This is a genomic window from Microcoleus anatoxicus (assembly GCF_042465725.1).
Lineage (GTDB): Bacteria > Cyanobacteriota > Cyanobacteriia > Cyanobacteriales > Microcoleaceae > Microcoleus > Microcoleus anatoxicus.
The window spans coordinates 3,191,615-3,209,915 of the sequence record NZ_CP120853.1; the positions used below are offsets into that span (position 1 = coordinate 3,191,615).

Genomic DNA, 18,301 nt, shown 5'->3' on the forward strand with positions numbered 1-18,301 from the left:
TACAGAGCTCATAGGGTGGGATAGGGCGTTTTTGTCCTAACCGTCTTGGCGGGTGCTATAATTCCCTGGCGGGCGGGCGGGCTGCCTTTAGCGTTTTTGTTGTCGAGCTTTTCGTTGTTGTTGTAGCAAATTTTGACGCTCAGGACGACGACCTTTATTATCTGTTGTTGGAGCAGATTCCAGTTTAGTTTCGCTCAGACGTTCCCCTAAAGCCCGAATCGTCGGATATTGGAACATTTCTAACATCGACAATTTCGCATTTAAAGCCGCGTTTAACTTTTGATTCACTTGGATCAAAAGCAAAGAATGTCCGCCAACTTCAAAGAAATTATCATCGCGCCCCACAGCATTTAATTTGAGAACTTCCTGCCAAACTGCTGCAATCTTTTGTTCGATTTCAGTTTGAGGATTTTCTGACGTTTTACGGATAGCACCGTTGGCATTGAGTTCGGGAAGACTGCGAGTATCAATTTTTCCATTAACCGTAAGCGGGAAAGCATCCAACAGCACAAATGCAGAAGGAATCATATACTCTGGCAATTGAGCTTGTAGGAAAAGCCGCAAGTCTGCTAGTAGTTTATTTTGACTGCTCCACTGCCAATTTAACTCCACATCAGCTTGATTCTCTCGACTTAAAGCTTGATTTTCATCGGTGACTAACCGAGCATACACGCTATACAAATTGGTATTTTCTAACAGTTTATCTTGTTCGATAACCAATGTATAACCCAGCTCGATCAGCATTTCTTGAATTGACTGCAATCGTCCTTCAATATCGTGAACTTCGATCGCCAACTGCTTGATTTTTTTCCAATCTTCTGCTGCAATTCCCGCTAAAACATCGCCTTCGCTTTTCTCAGCATCAATTTTTAGTAAGTCAATTCGCTCAATCTGCAACTTCCGAATCATCTCAGAGAGACTTGTCAACTCACAGGTAAATTGTTCTCCCTTTAATCGCTCTTCTAACCATTGGTCAATATTCTCCCCTGTGACAAATTCTTGTTCCTGATTTAACAAGAAAGTTTTGACAGTTTCTCGCTCTTGTTCAGCATCGGCGTACTGTCCAGACACAACGGTATTATGAGGATAATAAGTAAACGTTGCTTGTCTCGATTCTTGAGAAATTCCCAGTTGAAAAACCTGAGCATTAACCCCATAAAGCTCAACATTCAAACGCAACTTTTCATACAGAGGTGGCAAAGGTTCAAAAGCATAAATCTTGGCATTTTTACATTGATGAGCCACAAATAAACTAAATAAGCCAATATTCGCTCCCACATCAATTACAGAATCGCCATCATTTAGAGTAATGCCATGTTTTAGATAGCATCGCTCTTGAAAAATTTCTTGATAAACAAAGTCAGTTTCACTTTTGTTTTGATGAACAATTGTCATCCCATTGGCTAATTCATAGCAGGATTCTGGCTGAAGAATACCCTGCCGTTGCAACTTTAACATCTGCACTACTGGGAAAGCTGTGTTTAATTGGGGAACAATATAAGCCACTAATTGCTTATTCCCGTCGCGATCTGACTTTTGAATTACCAGACTTTCTCGAAGGCTGGAATGCTGACCTAAAGCGGCTTCAATTTCTCCTAATTCAATGCGGAAACCTCGGATTTTTACTTGATGGTCAATTCGTCCCAAATATTCAATTTCTCGATTGGGCAAAGACCGCGCTAAATCGCCAGTTTTATAAAGACGAGCATCGGGATTTGGATTAAAGGGATCGGCAATAAATCGCTCTGCACTCAATTGTTCGCGGTTTAAGTAACCCCGCGTCACTCCAGCACCGCCCACATAAATTTCTCCGGGAATCCCAATAGGAACGGGTTGCAAGTATGAGTCTAAAATATACAGTTGTAAGTCAGGAATTGCTCGACCGATAACACTTCCTTTGCTATTCAAGTCGGCTTCAGTTAACGGGCGATAGGTAACATGAACGGTAGTTTCAGTAATACCATACATATTTACCAATTGTGGTTTGGCATCGCCATGTCGCTTAAACCAAGGGCGGAGACTTTGTAAATCTAACGCTTCCCCACCGAAGATAACCAAACGCAGACTTAATTCTGGTGGAGATTTTAACAACTCTTCGATTTGAATTAATTGACGAAAAGCTGATGGAGTTTGGTTCAGAACTGTTACTTTCTCATGAGCCAAAAGATGATAAAAATCTTCAGGAGAACGACTGATTAAATAGGGCACTATAACTAAACGTCCTCCATACAGTAGCGCCCCCCACATTTCCCATACAGAAAAATCAAAAGCATAGGAGTGAAACAGCGTCCACACATCTGAAGAATTAAATTTATACCACTCTTGGGTGGCATGGAAAAGACGCACTACATTTCGATGTTCAACCAAAACGCCTTTGGGTTTACCTGTTGAACCGGAAGTATAAATTACATAAACTAGAGAATCCGGTTTCACCCCACTAATTGGGTTCCGAGAACTATAGTTGCTAAACGTCTCTTCTTTGTCTAAATAAACAATGATTGAATCGGCAGAGGGAATGGTACTAACTAATGCTTGTTTCGTCAGTAATACTGACAGTTTAGCATCATTAATAATGTATTCCAAACGTTCCCAGGGATTTTGTGCATCCAAGGGAACGTAAGCCGCACCCGCTTTCAGAATACCCAATACCCCAATCAGCATTTCTAGGGAACGTTCGACACAAATTCCGACTAATTGCTCTGATTTTACCCCTAAACTTTGCAGATGGTGGGCAAGTTGATTGGCTTTTTGATTTAACTCCCGATAAGTCAGTGTTTGTTCTCCATACACTACCGCCACTGCATCTGGAGTTTGTTCTACTTGGATTTCAAACCACTGATGCACGCATAATTTATTGTCGAAAATCGTATCAGTATTCCAATCTTCGAGTAGTTGATGTTTTTGCGCGGCGGTGAGTAAAGGATATTTGCAAATAGATTGTTGAGAATTAGCGACGATCGCGTTGAGCAGGGTTTGAAAATGTCCGGTTAATCCTGCAACGATATCTGCATCCAAAATGTTTGTATTGTATTCCCAGTATCCTTGTAATTCGGCGTTGGTTTCTTGCACCGAGAATGTCAAATCAAAAGTGGCTCCGGCGGTGGGTTTATCTAATTCCCAAGGTTCGGTTTTTAAACCGGGTAAATCTAACACTTCTTGGGTCACATTTTGCCAGAGAAAGAGAATTTGAAACACGGGAGTGTAACCCGGATGACGTTCTCGGTGCAGATTTTCGACTAGCAAATCAAAGGGTAATTGCCCATGAGCATAACCCTCTAACGCGGTTTGATGAACTTTGAGTAAAAGTTCCTGAAATGTTTGTTCGGGTGTCAGTTGACAGCGTAAAGGCAAAAGATTGACAAAAAAGCCAATCAATGATTCTGTTTCTAAAAAATTCCGATTGCTTAACCCAGTGCCGATCACCAAATCTTGTCGATCGCTATAGCGATAAAGTAAGGTATAAAACGCGGTGAGTATGGTGACAAATAAGGTTGTTTTGGTTTGCAGACTTAATTGTTTTAACTTTTGAGTTAAATCTGCACCCAGGCGAAAGGGAATTTTTTGGCTAACAAAAGGCTGGTTAATTGTGCGTGCGCGAGTGCAGGGTAATTCTAAAATTTCCGGTGCATCCGCGAGTTGTTGCCGCCAATAATTTAGGAGATTGGTTAATACCTCTCCCTGTAAATATTGACGCTGCCAATGAGCATAATCGGCATATTGAATTGATAAAGAAGGTAAATTCGCGGGAATCTTGTTTAAATGGGCATCATATAGGGTTGAGATTTCCCGTAAAAAGACTTGAACTGACCAATCATCCCCGATAATGTGATGCAGAGAAAACAGGAATAGGTGGCTATCTGGCTCTATTTTTAACACAAGGGCTCGAAATAGCGGGGACTGTGTTAAATCAAAGGTTTTTCGCCATTCTTGGGCCAGTTGTTTTTCGGCTTCTGCTAGGCGCGTGGCTTTGGGAAATGATTGTAAATCAATCACTGGCAAGGAGAAAGATATCTCATCTAAAATGTGTTCTACGGGAACACCATGCACTGTCTTGAAGCTAGTGCGTAAGCTTTCTTGGCGGTTAATAATTGTTTGAATGGCTTGCTCTAATACTTTGAGGTTTAATTCTCCCTGTAAGTGAAAGGCGCGAGTAATGTTATAGATTGAATTTGCCCCTTCAAGTTGGTCAATAAACCAGAGTCGTTGTTGATCGAAGGATAAGGGTAAATTTTCGTTTCTGGCGATTTTGGTAATCGTTTCTACCACACTGAAACTCTGGACTTCTTGACTTTCGATATACTTAGCCAGTTTCTCTACTGTGGCTAAGGTAAAGAAGTCTTTGACATAGAGATTGATGCCAAAAATTTTGTTAATTCTGACAATGACTTGTAGGGCTAATAGGGAATGTCCCCCTAACTCAAAAAAGTTATCGTTAATGCCAATCTGGTTAAGCTTTAAAACTTCTCCATAAAGTTCTGCCAGTTTTTTCTCTGTATCGGTATGTGGAGCCTGATAATCCTTGAATACTTGAGAATTAACTTCTGTTGGGGCGGGTAAGGAACGACGATCGATTTTACCTGTCGCGGTTAATGGTAACTCTGACAAACTAACAAAAGCCGTTGGTAACATATACGCGGGTAATTGTTCCTTGAGTATATCTCGCAACTGTTGGGTATCTAGAGTTAAATTCGACTCGGAAGGGACAATATAAGCCACTAAAATGGGTTCACCTAGAGCGTCTTCCTGAGTGGTGACAACGGCTTCTTTGATTCCGGGTAAACGGCATAAAGCCATTTCAATTTCACTCAGTTCAACCCGATATCCTCTAATTTTGACTTGAAAATCTTTTCTCCCCAAATGCAGGAGACAACCATCGGGTAATAAGCAACCTAAATCGCCTGTTTTATAGAGTCTTTGTTGGCGGTTTTGGCTGTCAACACTGAAAACCGCGGCCGTTAATTCGGGTTGTTGCCAATAACCGATAGCTAGATAAGGACTTCTAACCACAATTTCCCCAACTTCTCCTGCACCAACTTCACGCCCTTCTTCATCAAGAAGTAAAATTTCATGGTCTTCTACGGCATATCCCGCGGGTACGTTACTTGTGGTAATCTGGGTATCGCGATCGATTTTGAATTGACGAATCGGGCTAACTTCTGTACCGCCCAAATTGACGATCAGTTGACAGTCACCACTAAAGTATTTCTGATACAGTTGAACATCCCGTTGATAAACTGTCTCGCTACCTAATAAAATTAAGCGTAAATGGGGAAATTGTTCATCGCCTGTTAATGTCATGGCGAAGTGACGAAACATCGTCGCGACCGCAAAAAATACTGTAATTTCTGCTTCTTTTAGCCAAGCTGCTAAATGATTTAGTCCGAGTTGTTGTACATCAAAAAAATGCAGACTTGCTCCATTGAGAAGGGCGCAATAGATATCTCTCACAGCACCAGCAAAACTGGGAGAATATAACAAGGCCAAGCGGTCTTCTGCTGTAATTTCACCGCGATTGGTGTAGCTTTTGGTTAAATGCAGGACATAGTTATGAGCCTGCATCACACCTTTGGGTTTTCCTGTGGAACCGGAGGTATAGATAATGTATGCAAGGCTATCGGGAGATAGAGATAGATTGAGTTCTTCTGCTGATAAATTACTATCTATTTCGTCTAAATTTAGGATAGATACACCATCAGAAATAAGCTGTTTTGCTAAGGTTAAATATTGATTGTTAGTAATAATTAACCGACTTTGAGAATCCGCGACAATATAACCGATTCTAGTTTGGGGTTGGGATGGATCAAGGGGAACATAAAATTTACCCGTTTTTAACACTCCTAGCATGGCGGTAATTAAGGGCGCATCGCTGTCTAAGAGTAAGGCAATTGGCTCAGGTTCGGGGTGAGATTGGGCGAGAATTCCTCTGGCAATTCGGTTTGATAATTGATTCAGTTGATGGTAAGTCAGTTGATATTGATCGGTTTTGATAGCTACGCGATCGCGTTGAGACTTTACCTGTTGTAAAAAACGTTCGGGGATTGACTGTTCTACCGCGTCTTTGGGAAAGGAAATAAACTTTTGTGTGGCTTGATTTGTGGATTCAGTTTTTACTTTTTCTTCATTTTTCATGATTATTTCTTTTGATTACTCGATTTTATTTTGTCGCGTTGCACATTCTGGGAATGATCCGACTGTAGGGGCGGTGCCCCCGTGCCCGCCCCCGTCGGGGTTTTGGGGCAACCACGGGGCCAAGAGCCCCTACTGGAATTGCCATTGGTGTTGGGGCAACCACGGGGCCAAGAGCCCCTACTGGAATTGCCATTGGTGTTGGGGCAACCACGGGGCCAAGAGCCCCTACTGGAATTGCCATTGGTGTTGGGGCAACCACGGGGCCAAGAGCCCCTACTGGAATTGCCATTGGTGTTGGGGCAACCACGGGGCCAAGAGCCCCTACTGGAATTGCCATTGGTGTTGGGACAACCACGGGGCCAAGAGCCCCTACAATAATCCCCCAATCATCAAGCTACCTGCTATAAGCGAAAGAAAGGGATTTGCTAGTGTTAGTTAAAGCTAGTTCGACAGGATCAATATTTTCTACTGCGGATATAAAATGTTGCACTGAATGAGATGCTGAGATTTTTAACCAATCTAATAGATAAGGAATTTCACTACATCCGGCAACAATACAATCAATTTCCGACTCCGTTTTCAAGCACTCTCGAAACAGTTTTTCTCCAGCTTGACAAGCGAAATCGCTATCGAACGCTTTGACCCCTTGATAGATACTATCCATAAGGATTGATTGCAAGGTGTCATTCAATTCTGTGTAAGCAATGCCTGACTTTTGTAAGGGGCTAGAGTAAACACGCCCTTGTTTTGTGCCATTGGTACAAAGAATCAGAGGATGTTGCAGATTTTGCCATTGCAGATATTCTACAACAGAATCGACCAAAGAGAACCATTGCAACTGCTGGAAAACTTGCGGGTGATAGTACTGCAATCGCTCTATTACTTCAGGTAGGAAGTAATGAGCCGTATTGCACAGAACCATGATGTGTATGGTTTTCTCACTAGAGCTAACATACTCCATCGCTTTTACCACTGCTGCTGCGAACATGGTAACAAACTGCTGTTCTGAATAATTTGCACTTTGGCAAGTTTCATGCTGTATGACAGAAGTTCTGTTTTGTAGGGAACAAGCTTGAAACAGGACTATTTCCCTAGTAGGAAATCTTTTACAGGCTTGCTCGAATCCCCCTAAACCAGCCAAAGGTCCCATTCCACCGATTAAAATTAAAGGCGGCGCTTGTGTTCTTCCTGGTCTAATGGCTATTACTTCAGTGGGAAAAATTTGGTCGTTAACCAATTCTCCCCGCTGTTTTTGCGCTTGGGCGATCGTCTTTAAACGTTGTTGGAAACCACCCATCGCGGCAATGGCTTCTTGTGCAGTGGCGAAACTATATTCACGCTCTGGCTTAAGAGACACACAAGAGGCTGTTGGATTCATTAATTTCCTGCTGCATTGCCACTGTTAGCTCTTCCATCACTAAGCCTAAACGAGTCAGATAGGATTTAAACAAAGCCTTTGCTTGCTCATAATCGATTTGCTTGTTAGTCGCTTGGTTGTAAGCATCCAATGCTTTGACCACAACCAAAAAGTGATTCACTTCGGTTTCGTCTACTACATGAGCATTGATATAGATGAGAGCCTTTTCTTTCTTTTCAGGTGAGAAATCGCAGTGAGCATCTACATATTGCGAAAAACTAGCGAGGGCGGTAGTGTACTCAGCATGATTGTAGATTTCCGAAAACATATTTGTGAGTAGTCCTGTGGTGATATCGCCAACCACCATATTGCGATAAATCCAATTTTTGAACTCCTGTGCTTTCGGCAAACAGTATTCTTCTAATTGCCAAGGATAATTGCCTAAAAAGCTAGATGCCAAATCCTCATACAATTGAGTGTGGGTAACACCTTCATAATCCAAACCCAAATCTTCGTAACTGGTTTCTGCATTATAAGCACTAGATAGCATGAGCTCTTCTCTGGCTTGAACGTCAGCAGCTAAAGCCAGACGTTGTAGGCGACAGGATAAGCCATAGATAGCCAACATTTTCAGGTGAGTTGCTTTCCAGGTGCTAAAAAATGTGGCAAGGAATTTGTCGGACAAACGCTGAGTCGGTATCAGTTGAAAGAACTTTTCGCACTTGCGGACTGAATCAGCCGCTTCTTCAAAAGCTTGGGTTAAAGCATCTTGCAGCTTTTTGTCGGGAATTATGTCAATAACAGACTTTGCTGTATTTGTAAATAGACTTTTCATGATTTTTTTGACCATTCTTGTCGCTGGATTAGTGGCAATAAGACTATATTGATTTCAGTGTTCTCCTCTTGTAAAAGGATCGGCAGGTGGGATGGGTGCTTCAGCAGCAGCCTATTCCACACTTTTTTTGGGGAACGGGGAACGGGGACATTCTGTCATAGCGCTCTTAAATAGCGGTGGTGGTGTCGCCGCATCGCGGGCAACACCCAGCCAGTGTTTGATTAGGGGGTGAGGGGGAACATAGACTCGTAGTTGCGGTGGCATAAGTACTAGCTCAGAGGAGGGATCTGAACCATTATAATCCTTTTTTCGCCTTTCGATAAGCTGCTGGTTGGGAATGACAGCAACGTTTTGATTGTTGCGTTTCACCATTCCCTATTCCCCATGCCCGATACGATCCTTCATTGTCATTTACCAGAGCTTATTAAAATATTTTCTCATGAGTATTGACATTAAATTTCAATAAGGTTATATTGATTTTCAGTGTTCTCCTCTTGTGAAAGGATCGGCTGGTAGGATGGGTGCTTCAGGAGCAACCTATTCCACACTTTTTTTTTGGGGCTCTAGCCTTGGGTTGGCAGCAGGCTGATTTGCCTCCTGATCTCACCGAACGTGCTTGGAAGCAATTCGAGACCTATTTGACTATACTCCGGGACTCTGTTGCTGCTGACGGCCGCTCTTTGGCTGTAGTTTACTTGCCTAGTCGCTTTATGGCTTTTGAGGGTTTTTCTGATAACGAACATCAAGTACCTAGACAGCGACTGACTATTGATCCGGGTAAGCGAGTTGGGGAAATTAGTAAGTCTCTTGGTTTACCCTATGTCGATTCTACTGAAGGATTGCGCCGCGGGCGATCGCAAATTGCTCAAAAAGAGGGTCGTTTTGCCCCGATGTATATTAAATTTGATCGGGTTCACCTTGACAAAGACGGTCACAAAGCTGTGGCTGAAGAGTTGTTTAAGGTGGTGGAAAAATCAAAGCAACTGCCATAAGTTATGTCTTCAGTGTTAAATTAGAGAAAAAATGGATTCGTCTGCCAAATCTCAGAAATTAGAACACTGTGTCACATACTATCGTTACGAATATTTGCGAAGGGGTTGCTGATTGCGTCGGCGCTTGTCCGGTTGCTTGCATCCAACCTGGCGATGGCAAAAATGTCAAGGGTACAGATTGGTTTTGGATTGATTTTGATACCTGCATTGACTGCGGTATTTGTTTGCAGGTGTGTCCTGTTGAAGGTGCGATCGTCGCCGATGAACGCCCTGAGTTGCAACAAACCCCCACTTGATTGAATTAACTCAAACACCTATTCAATGGTTAGCGCAAAAACAAATAGAACTAGGCGCTAACAGTCGATCGAGATGTCAAGGAAGCCATGGTACGAGGAAAGCTACCCAAGCAGTAAGGATGGATAGCTTTGTGAATAGATTAACTTAATTAACTTACTGTTGCTAACCGGATGAATCAACCCCAGCCAAATGTGGCCGGGGTTTTTTTGAGTTGGCAAACTGGATTAACCAATTAGCCTAAAGCAGTTCAAAAGACTGCACCTCAAGCACCGGCCCGATCATCGCAAAAGTCATAATATCCTTACGCACCAAACCTTTGACACGGACTTTCAAACCCTCTTTTTTCAATTCAGAAGAAGCATCCTTAAGTTCATAAGTTTCCCCATCTTCGCCCACCAAGGCCCAAGTACCTGGTCCAAAACCTTGGCGTTCAATTACACCCTTGACTGTAATACTCATGCTGACTGAACCTCTGTTTTAATTGCTAAACGTGCTAGCGCGAAACACATAAAAGCATTGACAATTAAAAATGTTTGTGCTACTAAACCTGTTCCCAATCCCCAAACACTGGGAGACACAAAAGCATTGACTGCTAAACTGCTAGCAAAGCCGATCGATGTGGCGATCGCAATCCACTTCCACTGTGAATGTCCCAACAGCAACACAATCAAAATCCCCGGAATCAACACACTAGCAAAGATCGGATTCAGGATACTACTGCCATTAATTGCGCCACCAAGTTCGGGAATAGAACTGCCCATCACCCGCAGCGGCCATTGCGGCAGGTCAAATACAAACAGATTTTTTAGGAAAAAGAACCCAGAACTACCAGCCATCAAACCGCCAGAAAAACCCCAAGTCCACTGGAAAGGGAAATAGTTCCGCAACAAGAAAGCTAGGAGATAGGAACCGAGCACCATTGCAATCTTAGGTAACAGCGCCACAGCACCGCCATCGATCCAGAAATGGGGACTGAGATAGCCGTTGTCATGCAACCAGCGGAAGAAATCGCGGAAGTTGATTTGACCTTTGCGGGCTAGCTGAACAGCCGCCGCGGCATCGAGGTTTCCGGCACCAAAATGGTTGAGGGGGTCTTCGCCGACAACTCGCGCCGATTGTAAAAGTACGCTGCGAATTTGGTCTGGTTCTTGGATACCGGAGGCTTTGATCAGGGCTGCAACGGCGGCAACGTGGGGAGATGCCATGCTTGTACCTTGGTAGCCTTCAAAAATTTCTGCACCGGTTTCTGGGTCGATCGTACTTTGGAGAATTTTCCCAGTTTCAGAACCACCAGGGGCTGAGATGTCAACTCCCGCGCCGAAGTTGGAGTAAGAAGCTTTTTCGTCGTCCGGGCCGAGGGCAGAAACGCCGATGACGTGGGGATAGCGGGCTGGATAGGAGGCGGAACTATCGCCGGAATTGCCGGCTGCTGCGATGACAACAACGCCTTTACTGTGGGCGTAGTCGATCGCCTCTGCCATTAACTGACTTTCGCCACCACCACCGAGACTCATATTAATCACATCAGCGCCATTATCCGCCGCAAATTTGATGGCTTCAGCGATGTCAGAAACCGTACCGCCGCCACTACCGCCCAACACTTTTAGTGGCATTAAGGCTGCTTCGTAAGCAATGCCAGCAACACCGTAATTGTTGTTAGTTGATTGGGCGACTGTACCGGCGACGTGAGTACCGTGGCCGTTGTCATCAAAGGCTTCGGCGCGATCGTTTACAAAGTCGTAGCCCGGTACAAATTTGGTTTCTTTTAAGTCCGTAACCGGGGTGATTCCCGTGTCAATTATCGCTACTGTTGTGCCACTGCCTTTGGTTTCGTTCCAGGCAGATTCTACATTGATGCTGCGGAGATTCCACTGTTTGTTATACATGGGGTCGTTGGGAATCTCGAAAGCGCTGTAAACGTAGTTTGGTTCAATGTATTCGGTATCTTTAGCCAATTTTGATTTTTTCAGGGCATTTAACAAAGTGCGATCGCCCTTGACAACATACACATTATCCTGTTGGGAAAACTCGCTATTGAGCTGGGGATTGACATGGTACTTGTTGGCGATCGCCTCTACTTGTTTGACAATCTCAACAGCACCAACATCTTCGCGGAAATCCAGCAAAATAGAATCATAGGTCCCTTGAGTCGCCAATCCTGGGAAACTAGAAATTGCCCAGCCGAGGCCGATAAAAAATAAGCACAGAACGAAAAACTTTTTCATGCCAATGATCCTTGTAGGGAAGGCTTGCTCACCACCATAACCCAATTTTAAGCCCTTGTCATTGGCAGGAACATCTATCTATTTGCGATGAGGGAATTAAACCCGCAGAAGCTGCTAGTGTACCAGCATTGCTGTATTCGGTTAAGTTTCCCATCACAAAATCTAAAATTTAAAATAGTTTCAAAAGCGCGATCGATTTCAAGCGATCGGTCAAATAATAAGTAAGTCCACCTAATTAAATGCAAGATCCAAATCGCTCAAAAGCTTACTGGCTTGCTATTCTTCACATCGATCTTCTTCTCCCCCCTTGGGAGGGGTAGGGGGGGGTGACTTCTTCCTTCTACTTAAAAAAATATTTGAAATTTTAGGTGGCATCAAGCCACCTAAAATATTGAGTCTAGTATTCCCCTTCAGTTTAAGAAAAGGAATACTAGAGCAATGGGTTAGAACAAGAACAACTTAGAGTTGCCCGAAGCTCCCAAATTGACATCAACAGTTGCAAACAAACTGTTGCCACCAACCGTAGAACCATTGCTATCGTAATACAGTTTAGTAACTGCACCATCGTAGAGAGCAATAATCGACGGGCCAGTCAAAGTTGACTCGATCGCACTTACAGTAGCAACGGTGCTGCTATAAGCGTAGAAACTCGAACCCAAAGGCCCAGAACCAGTCGTAAAGGCAGCAAAACCAGTTTTGTCGAGGTTAATTACATCATCAGCAGTGCTGTAATTGGTAATTAAATCCCCGCCACCAACAGAAGTTCCACTGAAGACAAACACATCCGAACCAGCACCGCCGTTGAGAACATTAGTTCCCAAACCGCCGATTAAAGTGTCATTTCCGGCACCACCATTAATGGTATCGTTACCAGGGCCACCGAAGAGACTGTCGTTACCGTCATCCCCAGAGAGACTGTCGTTACCCAAACCACCATTGAAAATATCAGCACCAGAACCGCCGTTCAAAATGTCAGCAAAGTCCGTACCAGTGACGTTATTAACAGCACTATTGCCTGTAAACAATACAGGGGTGGTAAAGTTGTAACCGCCGGCGCCGGAACCGAAGTTGTTAATAGCAACCGGGAAAGTATTTCCAGCAGCAGTCAAGTCAACCACACTACCAGAAGCAGAAACAGTAGTATTACCAGCCGGAGCAGAGCCGAGGGAACCTGTAAACACAAAGTCCGAGGTGCCCAAACTCACAGCAGCAGTACCAAAGTTAGCCACTGTGGTAGAACCACCAGGTGCAGTACCGTTGGAGTCAAACACCAACACAGTCTCGTTGGCTGCATTCGTAAATACGAAGAAACCAGGAGTGGTGGAAGTGCCTAGAGCCTTAGCTTGAGCAGCTTCGACAGTGGCATAAGTACCGCCGCTGAAAATCACCAACTCTTTACCAGTAACATCAGGAGCACTACCGCTAACAGCATCAAAGTTAGTCGTAGTCAAATTGCCGAAAGCGCCACTGACGAACTGCAATTTGTCAACTCCAGCAGTAAAGTCAGTAATCGTATCACCGCCTTCACCAGGAGCCTTGTAAACAAACAGATCCGCACCAGAACCACCAGTGAGAATATCAACACCAGAACCACCTGTGATGATGTCCGCAAACGGAGTACCAATCACGGTGTTAGCACTCTCATTGCCTGTAAATAAGACAGGCCCGCTGAAGTTGTAACCGCCGGCGCCGGAACCGAAGTTGTTCAAGCCACTGGGGTAAGTATTTCCAGCAGCAGTCAAGTCAACCACACTGCTAGAAGCAGAAACAGTAGTATTACCAGCCGGAGCAGAGCCTAGGGAGCCTGTAAACACAAAGTCCGACGTGCCCAAACTCACAGCAGCAGTACCAAAGTTAGCCACCGTGGTAGAACCACCTGGTGCAGTACCGTTGGAGTCAAACACCAATACAGTCTCGTTGGCTGCATTCGTAAATACGAAGAAACCAGGAGTGGTGGAAGAGCCTAGAGCCTTAGCTTGAGCAGCTTCGACAGTGGCATAAGTACCTTGTGTGAAAATCACCAACTCTTTGCCAGTAATATCAGGAACACTACCGCTAACAGCATCAAAGTTAGTTGTAGTCAAATTGCCGAAAGCGCCACTGACGAACTGCAATTTGTCAACTCCAAAGGCGAAGTCGGTAATGGTATCACCACCGTCCAAGGGGCCATTGTAAACAAAGATATCTGCACCGGAACCGCCAGTGAGCAAATCTGCACCGATGCCACCGTTGAGAGTATCTGCACCGCTACCGCCACTGATAATATCAGCACCGGAACCACCGTTCAAAATATCCGCAAAGGCCGTACCTGTAACGTTATTTACACTGTCATTCCCGATGAACAATACAGGACCGCTGAAATTGTAACCGCCGGCGCCGGAACCAAAGTTGTTAAAGGCGACGGGATAAGTATTGTTAGGAGCATTTAAGTCAACAATACTGTTATTAGGCGGTGGAGGTGGAGCAGAGCCGAGGGAACCTGTAAACACAAAGTCCGAGGTGCCCAAACTCACAGCAGCAGTACCAAAGTTAGCCACTGTGGTAGAACCACCAGGTGCAGTACCGTTGGAGTCAAACACCAATACAGTCTCGTTGGCTGCATTCGTAAATACGAAGAAACCAGGAGTGGTGGAAGAGCCTAGAGCCTTAGCTTGAGCAGCTTCGACAGTGGCATAAGTACCTTGTGTGAAAATCACCAACTCTTTGCCAGTAATATCAGGAACACTACCGCTAACAGCATCAAAGTTAGTTGTAGTCAAATTGCCGAAAGCGCCACTGACGAACTGCAATTTGTCAACTCCAAAAGCGAAGTCGGTAATGGTATCACCACCGTCCAAGGGGCCATTGTAAACAAAGATATCTGCACCGGAACCGCCAGTGAGCAAATCTGCACCGATGCCACCGTTGAGAGTATCTGCACCGCTACCGCCACTGATAATATCAGCACCGGAACCACCGTTCAAAATATCAGCAAAAGCCGTACCTGTAACGTTATTTACACTGTCATTCCCGATGAACAATACAGGGCCGCTGAAATTGTAACCGCCGGCGCCGGAACCGAAGTTGTTAAAGGCGACGGGATAAGTATTGTTAGGAGCATTTAAGTCAACAATACTGTTATTAGGCGGTGGAGGTGGAGCAGAGCCGAGGGAACCTGTAAACACAAAGTCCGAGGTGCCCAAACTCACAGCAGCAGTACCAAAGTTAGCCACTGTGGTAGAACCACCAGGTGCAGTACCGTTGGAGTCAAACACCAATACAGTCTCGTTGGCTGCATTCGTAAATACGAAGAAACCAGGAGTGGTGGAAGAGCCTAGAGCCTTAGCTTGAGCAGCTTCGACAGTGGCATAAGTACCTTGTGTGAAAATCACCAACTCTTTGCCAGTAATATCAGGAACACTACCGCTAACAGCATCAAAGTTAGTTGTAGTCAAATTGCCGAAAGCGCCACTGACGAACTGCAATTTGTCAACTCCTGACTTAAAGTCAAGAATTTTATCGCCACCTTCTTTCGTTGTGGTGTAAGCAAAGATATCAGCACCGCTACCGCCTGTCAGGAGATCCGCACCGAGGCCGCCTGTAATCGTATCGTTGCCGTCACCGCCGTTGATGCTATCACTAAAATTGCTGCCAACAATGTTGTCATCGCCTGCTAAACCATCGAATTTAATTCCCGCTGGAGAAGTGCTGAAATTCACATTGTCAGGGCCGGGAGTACCGACAGGAAGATTTAGCGGTGGGCCAGTGAACACAAAGTTACTGACTTTGAAGCTAAATTTCACTGAGAAACTAGCGACAATTTCAAAGCGAACCCCAACTGAAAATACCAGCACATTACGGCCTGTCTCGGCATCTGTAAACTGACAGAATACAGGCTGTTCGCTATTACCCCCTAAAGCTCTAAACCGCGCTTGCAAAGTTGCAATGCTGGTGACGGTGGTATCAGTGCTGAAGTCGAGCAAATTATTGCTGCCGATGCTGCCAACAACAGAACTAGCAGTAATCTCAATTCGGGTGAAGCTAGCCGCGCTGAAACCAAAAGCAGCATTAGAGAACTCTAAAACATCGTCATCGACTTTAAAGTCAGTAATTAAGTCGGCGTCTGAAACTTTGGTGATGCCTTCGCGGGATTTCTTGTAACTATACCGAGTCTTCCCAGCACCACCAGTGAGAATATTTGTGCCTTCTCCACCTTCGATGGAGTCATCGCCCTCATTTCCGGTTAAGGTGTCATTCCCAGCACCGCCAATGATTTTGTCGCTGCCTATGCCACCTTCGATGGAGTCCTCGTCATCGCCGCCTTCGATGTCGTCCTCGCCTTCGTCGCCTTTAATTTTGTTTTTACCCTTCCCTCCTTTGATCTTGTCCGAACCCTTACCAGCTTTTATGTCATCGTCACCATCGCCGCCCTCGATGTCGTCATCGATCGCAGAACCGACAATCACTTGAGGAGCTGTATTGCCAGCAAAATTAAAGACAGTTTGAACAACATTCAAACTGAATTTCTGATTGGTGACAGTAGTTTTGCCGTCGGTAACTTTAAAGCCAAAACTAACGGCACCGGTGAAGCTAGCTACGCCTTGGAAAGTTAATGAACCGGCATTAATGTCTGCTTGGGAGAAGGTTAAACCTAGTTGTGTTACTTCTACTCCCTTTAAGAACAGTTTCCCACTGGTAGCAGGAGGTAGTTCCGTCAGCGTGAAGATAATGACGTTGGGACTTTGTTCGCGATCGAAAAACTTCAAATCGCTAGAAGTAATAGTCTGTGTTTTCCCGGAACCAAGAATAACATCGTTGTTAGCTTCCAGTCGCGGAGGAGTGTTAATCGGCGTTAGAGTTGTTACCGTATTGTTTGGGGGAGAAACAGTAACTCCCAAAAAGCTGGCGGCTTTGAGAATACTAGCGTTGATATTCAACAATAGCGCCAGCACAAAGTTACTGCTGCCGCGAATTTCGGTATTGACGCCAACTTGGACAAAGGACAAACTGCTAAAATTTAAGCTGCCAGATACCAGAAATTTGTCATTTTCTGTGAAGTCAGTGATGACTGAATTTGGCCCAGAAGTGCGATCGCTAATGACAAAAATGTCATCTCCAGCACCGCCGGTACAGGTATGGTTGCCAGTACCGCCTACGATCGTATCGTTACCATTACCGCCCATCAAAGTGTCATCGCCTAATCCACCACCGACAACGCTATCGTCACCGTCGCCGCCGTCTGTCATGTCATTACCGTCACCAGCGACGATGGTATCGTTGCCGGCACCACCCATGCAAGTGTCGTCACCGCCGCCACCCATCACGGTGTCGTCGCCGTCGCCACCGTCTGTCATGTCATTGCCGGCACCGCCCATGAGACTGTCGTCGTCAGCGCCACCGACAATGCTGTCGTCGCCGTCATCGCCCATGCAAGTGTCTTTGCCGGCACCGCCCATGATGGTATCCTTGCCTTCACCACCTGTCACGCTGTCGTCGCCGTCGTCACCCATGCAAGTGTCGTCGCCAATACCACCTACAACGGTATCGTCGCCTTTACCACCGTTAACTTGGTCGTTACCAGTGCCGCCGTCGCAATTGTCGTTGCCTAAGTCGCCCCTGACGGTATCGTTGCCTTCGCCACCCTTGGAGGTATCGTTGCCTTTGCCGCCGTAGACGTTATCGCTGCCACTGCCGCCATCAACGTCATCGTTGCCGTCGTTACCGTATACGAAGTCATCGTCATCATCACCTTTGCAGGTATCGTTGCCGCTACCGCCAGTAATGGTATCGTTGCCTTTGCCACCGAAGATGGAGTCGTTGCCGCTGCCTCCGTCGCAGTTGTCTTTACCGCTATCGCCTCGGATTTCGTCATCGCCATCGTCACCATGGCATTTGTCGTCATCTTTACCGCCGTAGATTTTATCTTTGTCACGGCTGCCTTTGATGTCGTCTTTGCCTTTTTTGCCGAAGATCGATTTGTTACCACTGGTGACGCTGATTAAGTCATCGTCATCGGTACCTTCGATGGTGTCGCCCTTTTCTTTGATGCCTTTGGTGTCAACGCTCGGATCGGCGCTACTTTCTTCGGGTGTGTCGTTAAATGCACTCTCGTTTTTGTTGTCAACGGTGTTGTTCAACTTTTGGGCGATCGCCTCTTCAATTAATTTTGTGAAATCGAGATCGGAATTATCAGAGTCGGAACTTTCAACCAAACTATCACCTCGATCGGGAAACAGTGTCCCCGACTGATTGGCTAACAACATTTCTTCTTCCATCTTTAATTATTCCTACGAACGACTTGATGATTAGACGGGAAGTTATCCTGCTCAAATAGGAGCCAGGAAAACACTTTCAAGCTTCTTTATTTTGTCTTTTAGATCGGCTTCTAAAAGGCAATTTTTGGCAAGATATTCCAGTTTGATTGTAAACCTTATATTTGGCAATTGCAAGTCTTTTTTTCGGGAATTACGTACAAACAATAATTGAG

General features: G+C 45.1%; 9 protein-coding genes and 1 pseudogene. 2 read left to right on the plus strand and 8 right to left on the minus strand.

All coding sequences use genetic code 11. The annotated features are described in order from the left end of the window. Positions 1 to 87 precede the first annotated feature (87 nt). The 5 genes and pseudogenes from P2A85_RS13685 to P2A85_RS13705 form a co-directional block, all read right to left on the minus strand. Entirely contained in the window at positions 88 to 6,129 is a 6,042-nt protein-coding gene (locus P2A85_RS13685) for an amino acid adenylation domain-containing protein (RefSeq protein WP_377480937.1), read from the minus strand. A gap of 25 nt (positions 6,130 to 6,154) precedes the next feature. Next, positions 6,155 to 6,466 (minus strand): hypothetical protein, encoded by a 312-nt coding sequence (locus P2A85_RS13690; protein ID WP_377480940.1) that lies wholly within the window; start codon positions 6,464 to 6,466, stop codon positions 6,155 to 6,157. A gap of 57 nt (positions 6,467 to 6,523) precedes the next feature. Further along, positions 6,524 to 7,507 (minus strand): aspartate/glutamate racemase family protein, encoded by a 984-nt coding sequence (locus tag P2A85_RS13695; RefSeq protein ID WP_377480943.1) that lies wholly within the window; start codon positions 7,505 to 7,507, stop codon positions 6,524 to 6,526. Further along, positions 7,476 to 8,321 carry a hypothetical protein gene (locus tag P2A85_RS13700; RefSeq protein ID WP_377480946.1) on the minus strand — a complete coding sequence of 282 codons (846 nt, stop codon included), beginning with the start codon at positions 8,319 to 8,321 and terminating at the stop codon, positions 7,476 to 7,478. Before P2A85_RS13700 ends, P2A85_RS13695 begins: the two co-directional genes overlap by 32 nt. Positions 8,322 to 8,462: 141 nt before the next feature. Then, positions 8,463 to 8,585 (minus strand): annotated as a pseudogene (locus P2A85_RS13705) (uracil phosphoribosyltransferase); the annotation flags it as partial. A gap of 257 nt (positions 8,586 to 8,842) precedes the next feature. Here P2A85_RS13705 and P2A85_RS13710 point away from each other — a divergent pair. Together P2A85_RS13710 and P2A85_RS13715 are read left to right on the plus strand one after the other, a co-directional pair. Continuing rightward, positions 8,843 to 9,313, plus strand: coding sequence for a hypothetical protein (locus P2A85_RS13710; protein ID WP_377480949.1), 471 nt, complete (start codon positions 8,843 to 8,845; stop codon positions 9,311 to 9,313). Between the two features lie 68 nt (positions 9,314 to 9,381). Next, complete coding sequence (locus tag P2A85_RS13715; RefSeq protein ID WP_341732525.1) at positions 9,382 to 9,609, plus strand: ferredoxin family protein; 228 nt, start codon at positions 9,382 to 9,384, stop codon at positions 9,607 to 9,609. A gap of 238 nt (positions 9,610 to 9,847) precedes the next feature. Here P2A85_RS13715 and P2A85_RS13720 read toward each other — a convergent pair whose 3' ends face one another. The 3 genes from P2A85_RS13720 to P2A85_RS13730 all read right to left on the minus strand — a co-directional run bounded on the left by P2A85_RS13720 (position 9,848) and on the right by P2A85_RS13730 (position 18,089). Further along, positions 9,848 to 10,069 carry a hypothetical protein gene (locus P2A85_RS13720; RefSeq protein WP_340524915.1) on the minus strand — a complete coding sequence of 74 codons (222 nt, stop codon included), beginning with the start codon at positions 10,067 to 10,069 and terminating at the stop codon, positions 9,848 to 9,850. Next, positions 10,066 to 11,835, minus strand: a complete 1,770-nt coding sequence (locus tag P2A85_RS13725; protein WP_377480952.1) for a S8 family peptidase — start codon at positions 11,833 to 11,835, stop codon at positions 10,066 to 10,068. Before P2A85_RS13725 ends, P2A85_RS13720 begins: the two co-directional genes overlap by 4 nt. Positions 11,836 to 12,278: 443 nt before the next feature. Beyond that, complete coding sequence (locus tag P2A85_RS13730) at positions 12,279 to 18,089, minus strand: cadherin-like domain-containing protein (protein ID WP_377480955.1); 5,811 nt, start codon at positions 18,087 to 18,089, stop codon at positions 12,279 to 12,281. Between the last annotated feature and the right edge of the window lie 212 nt (positions 18,090 to 18,301).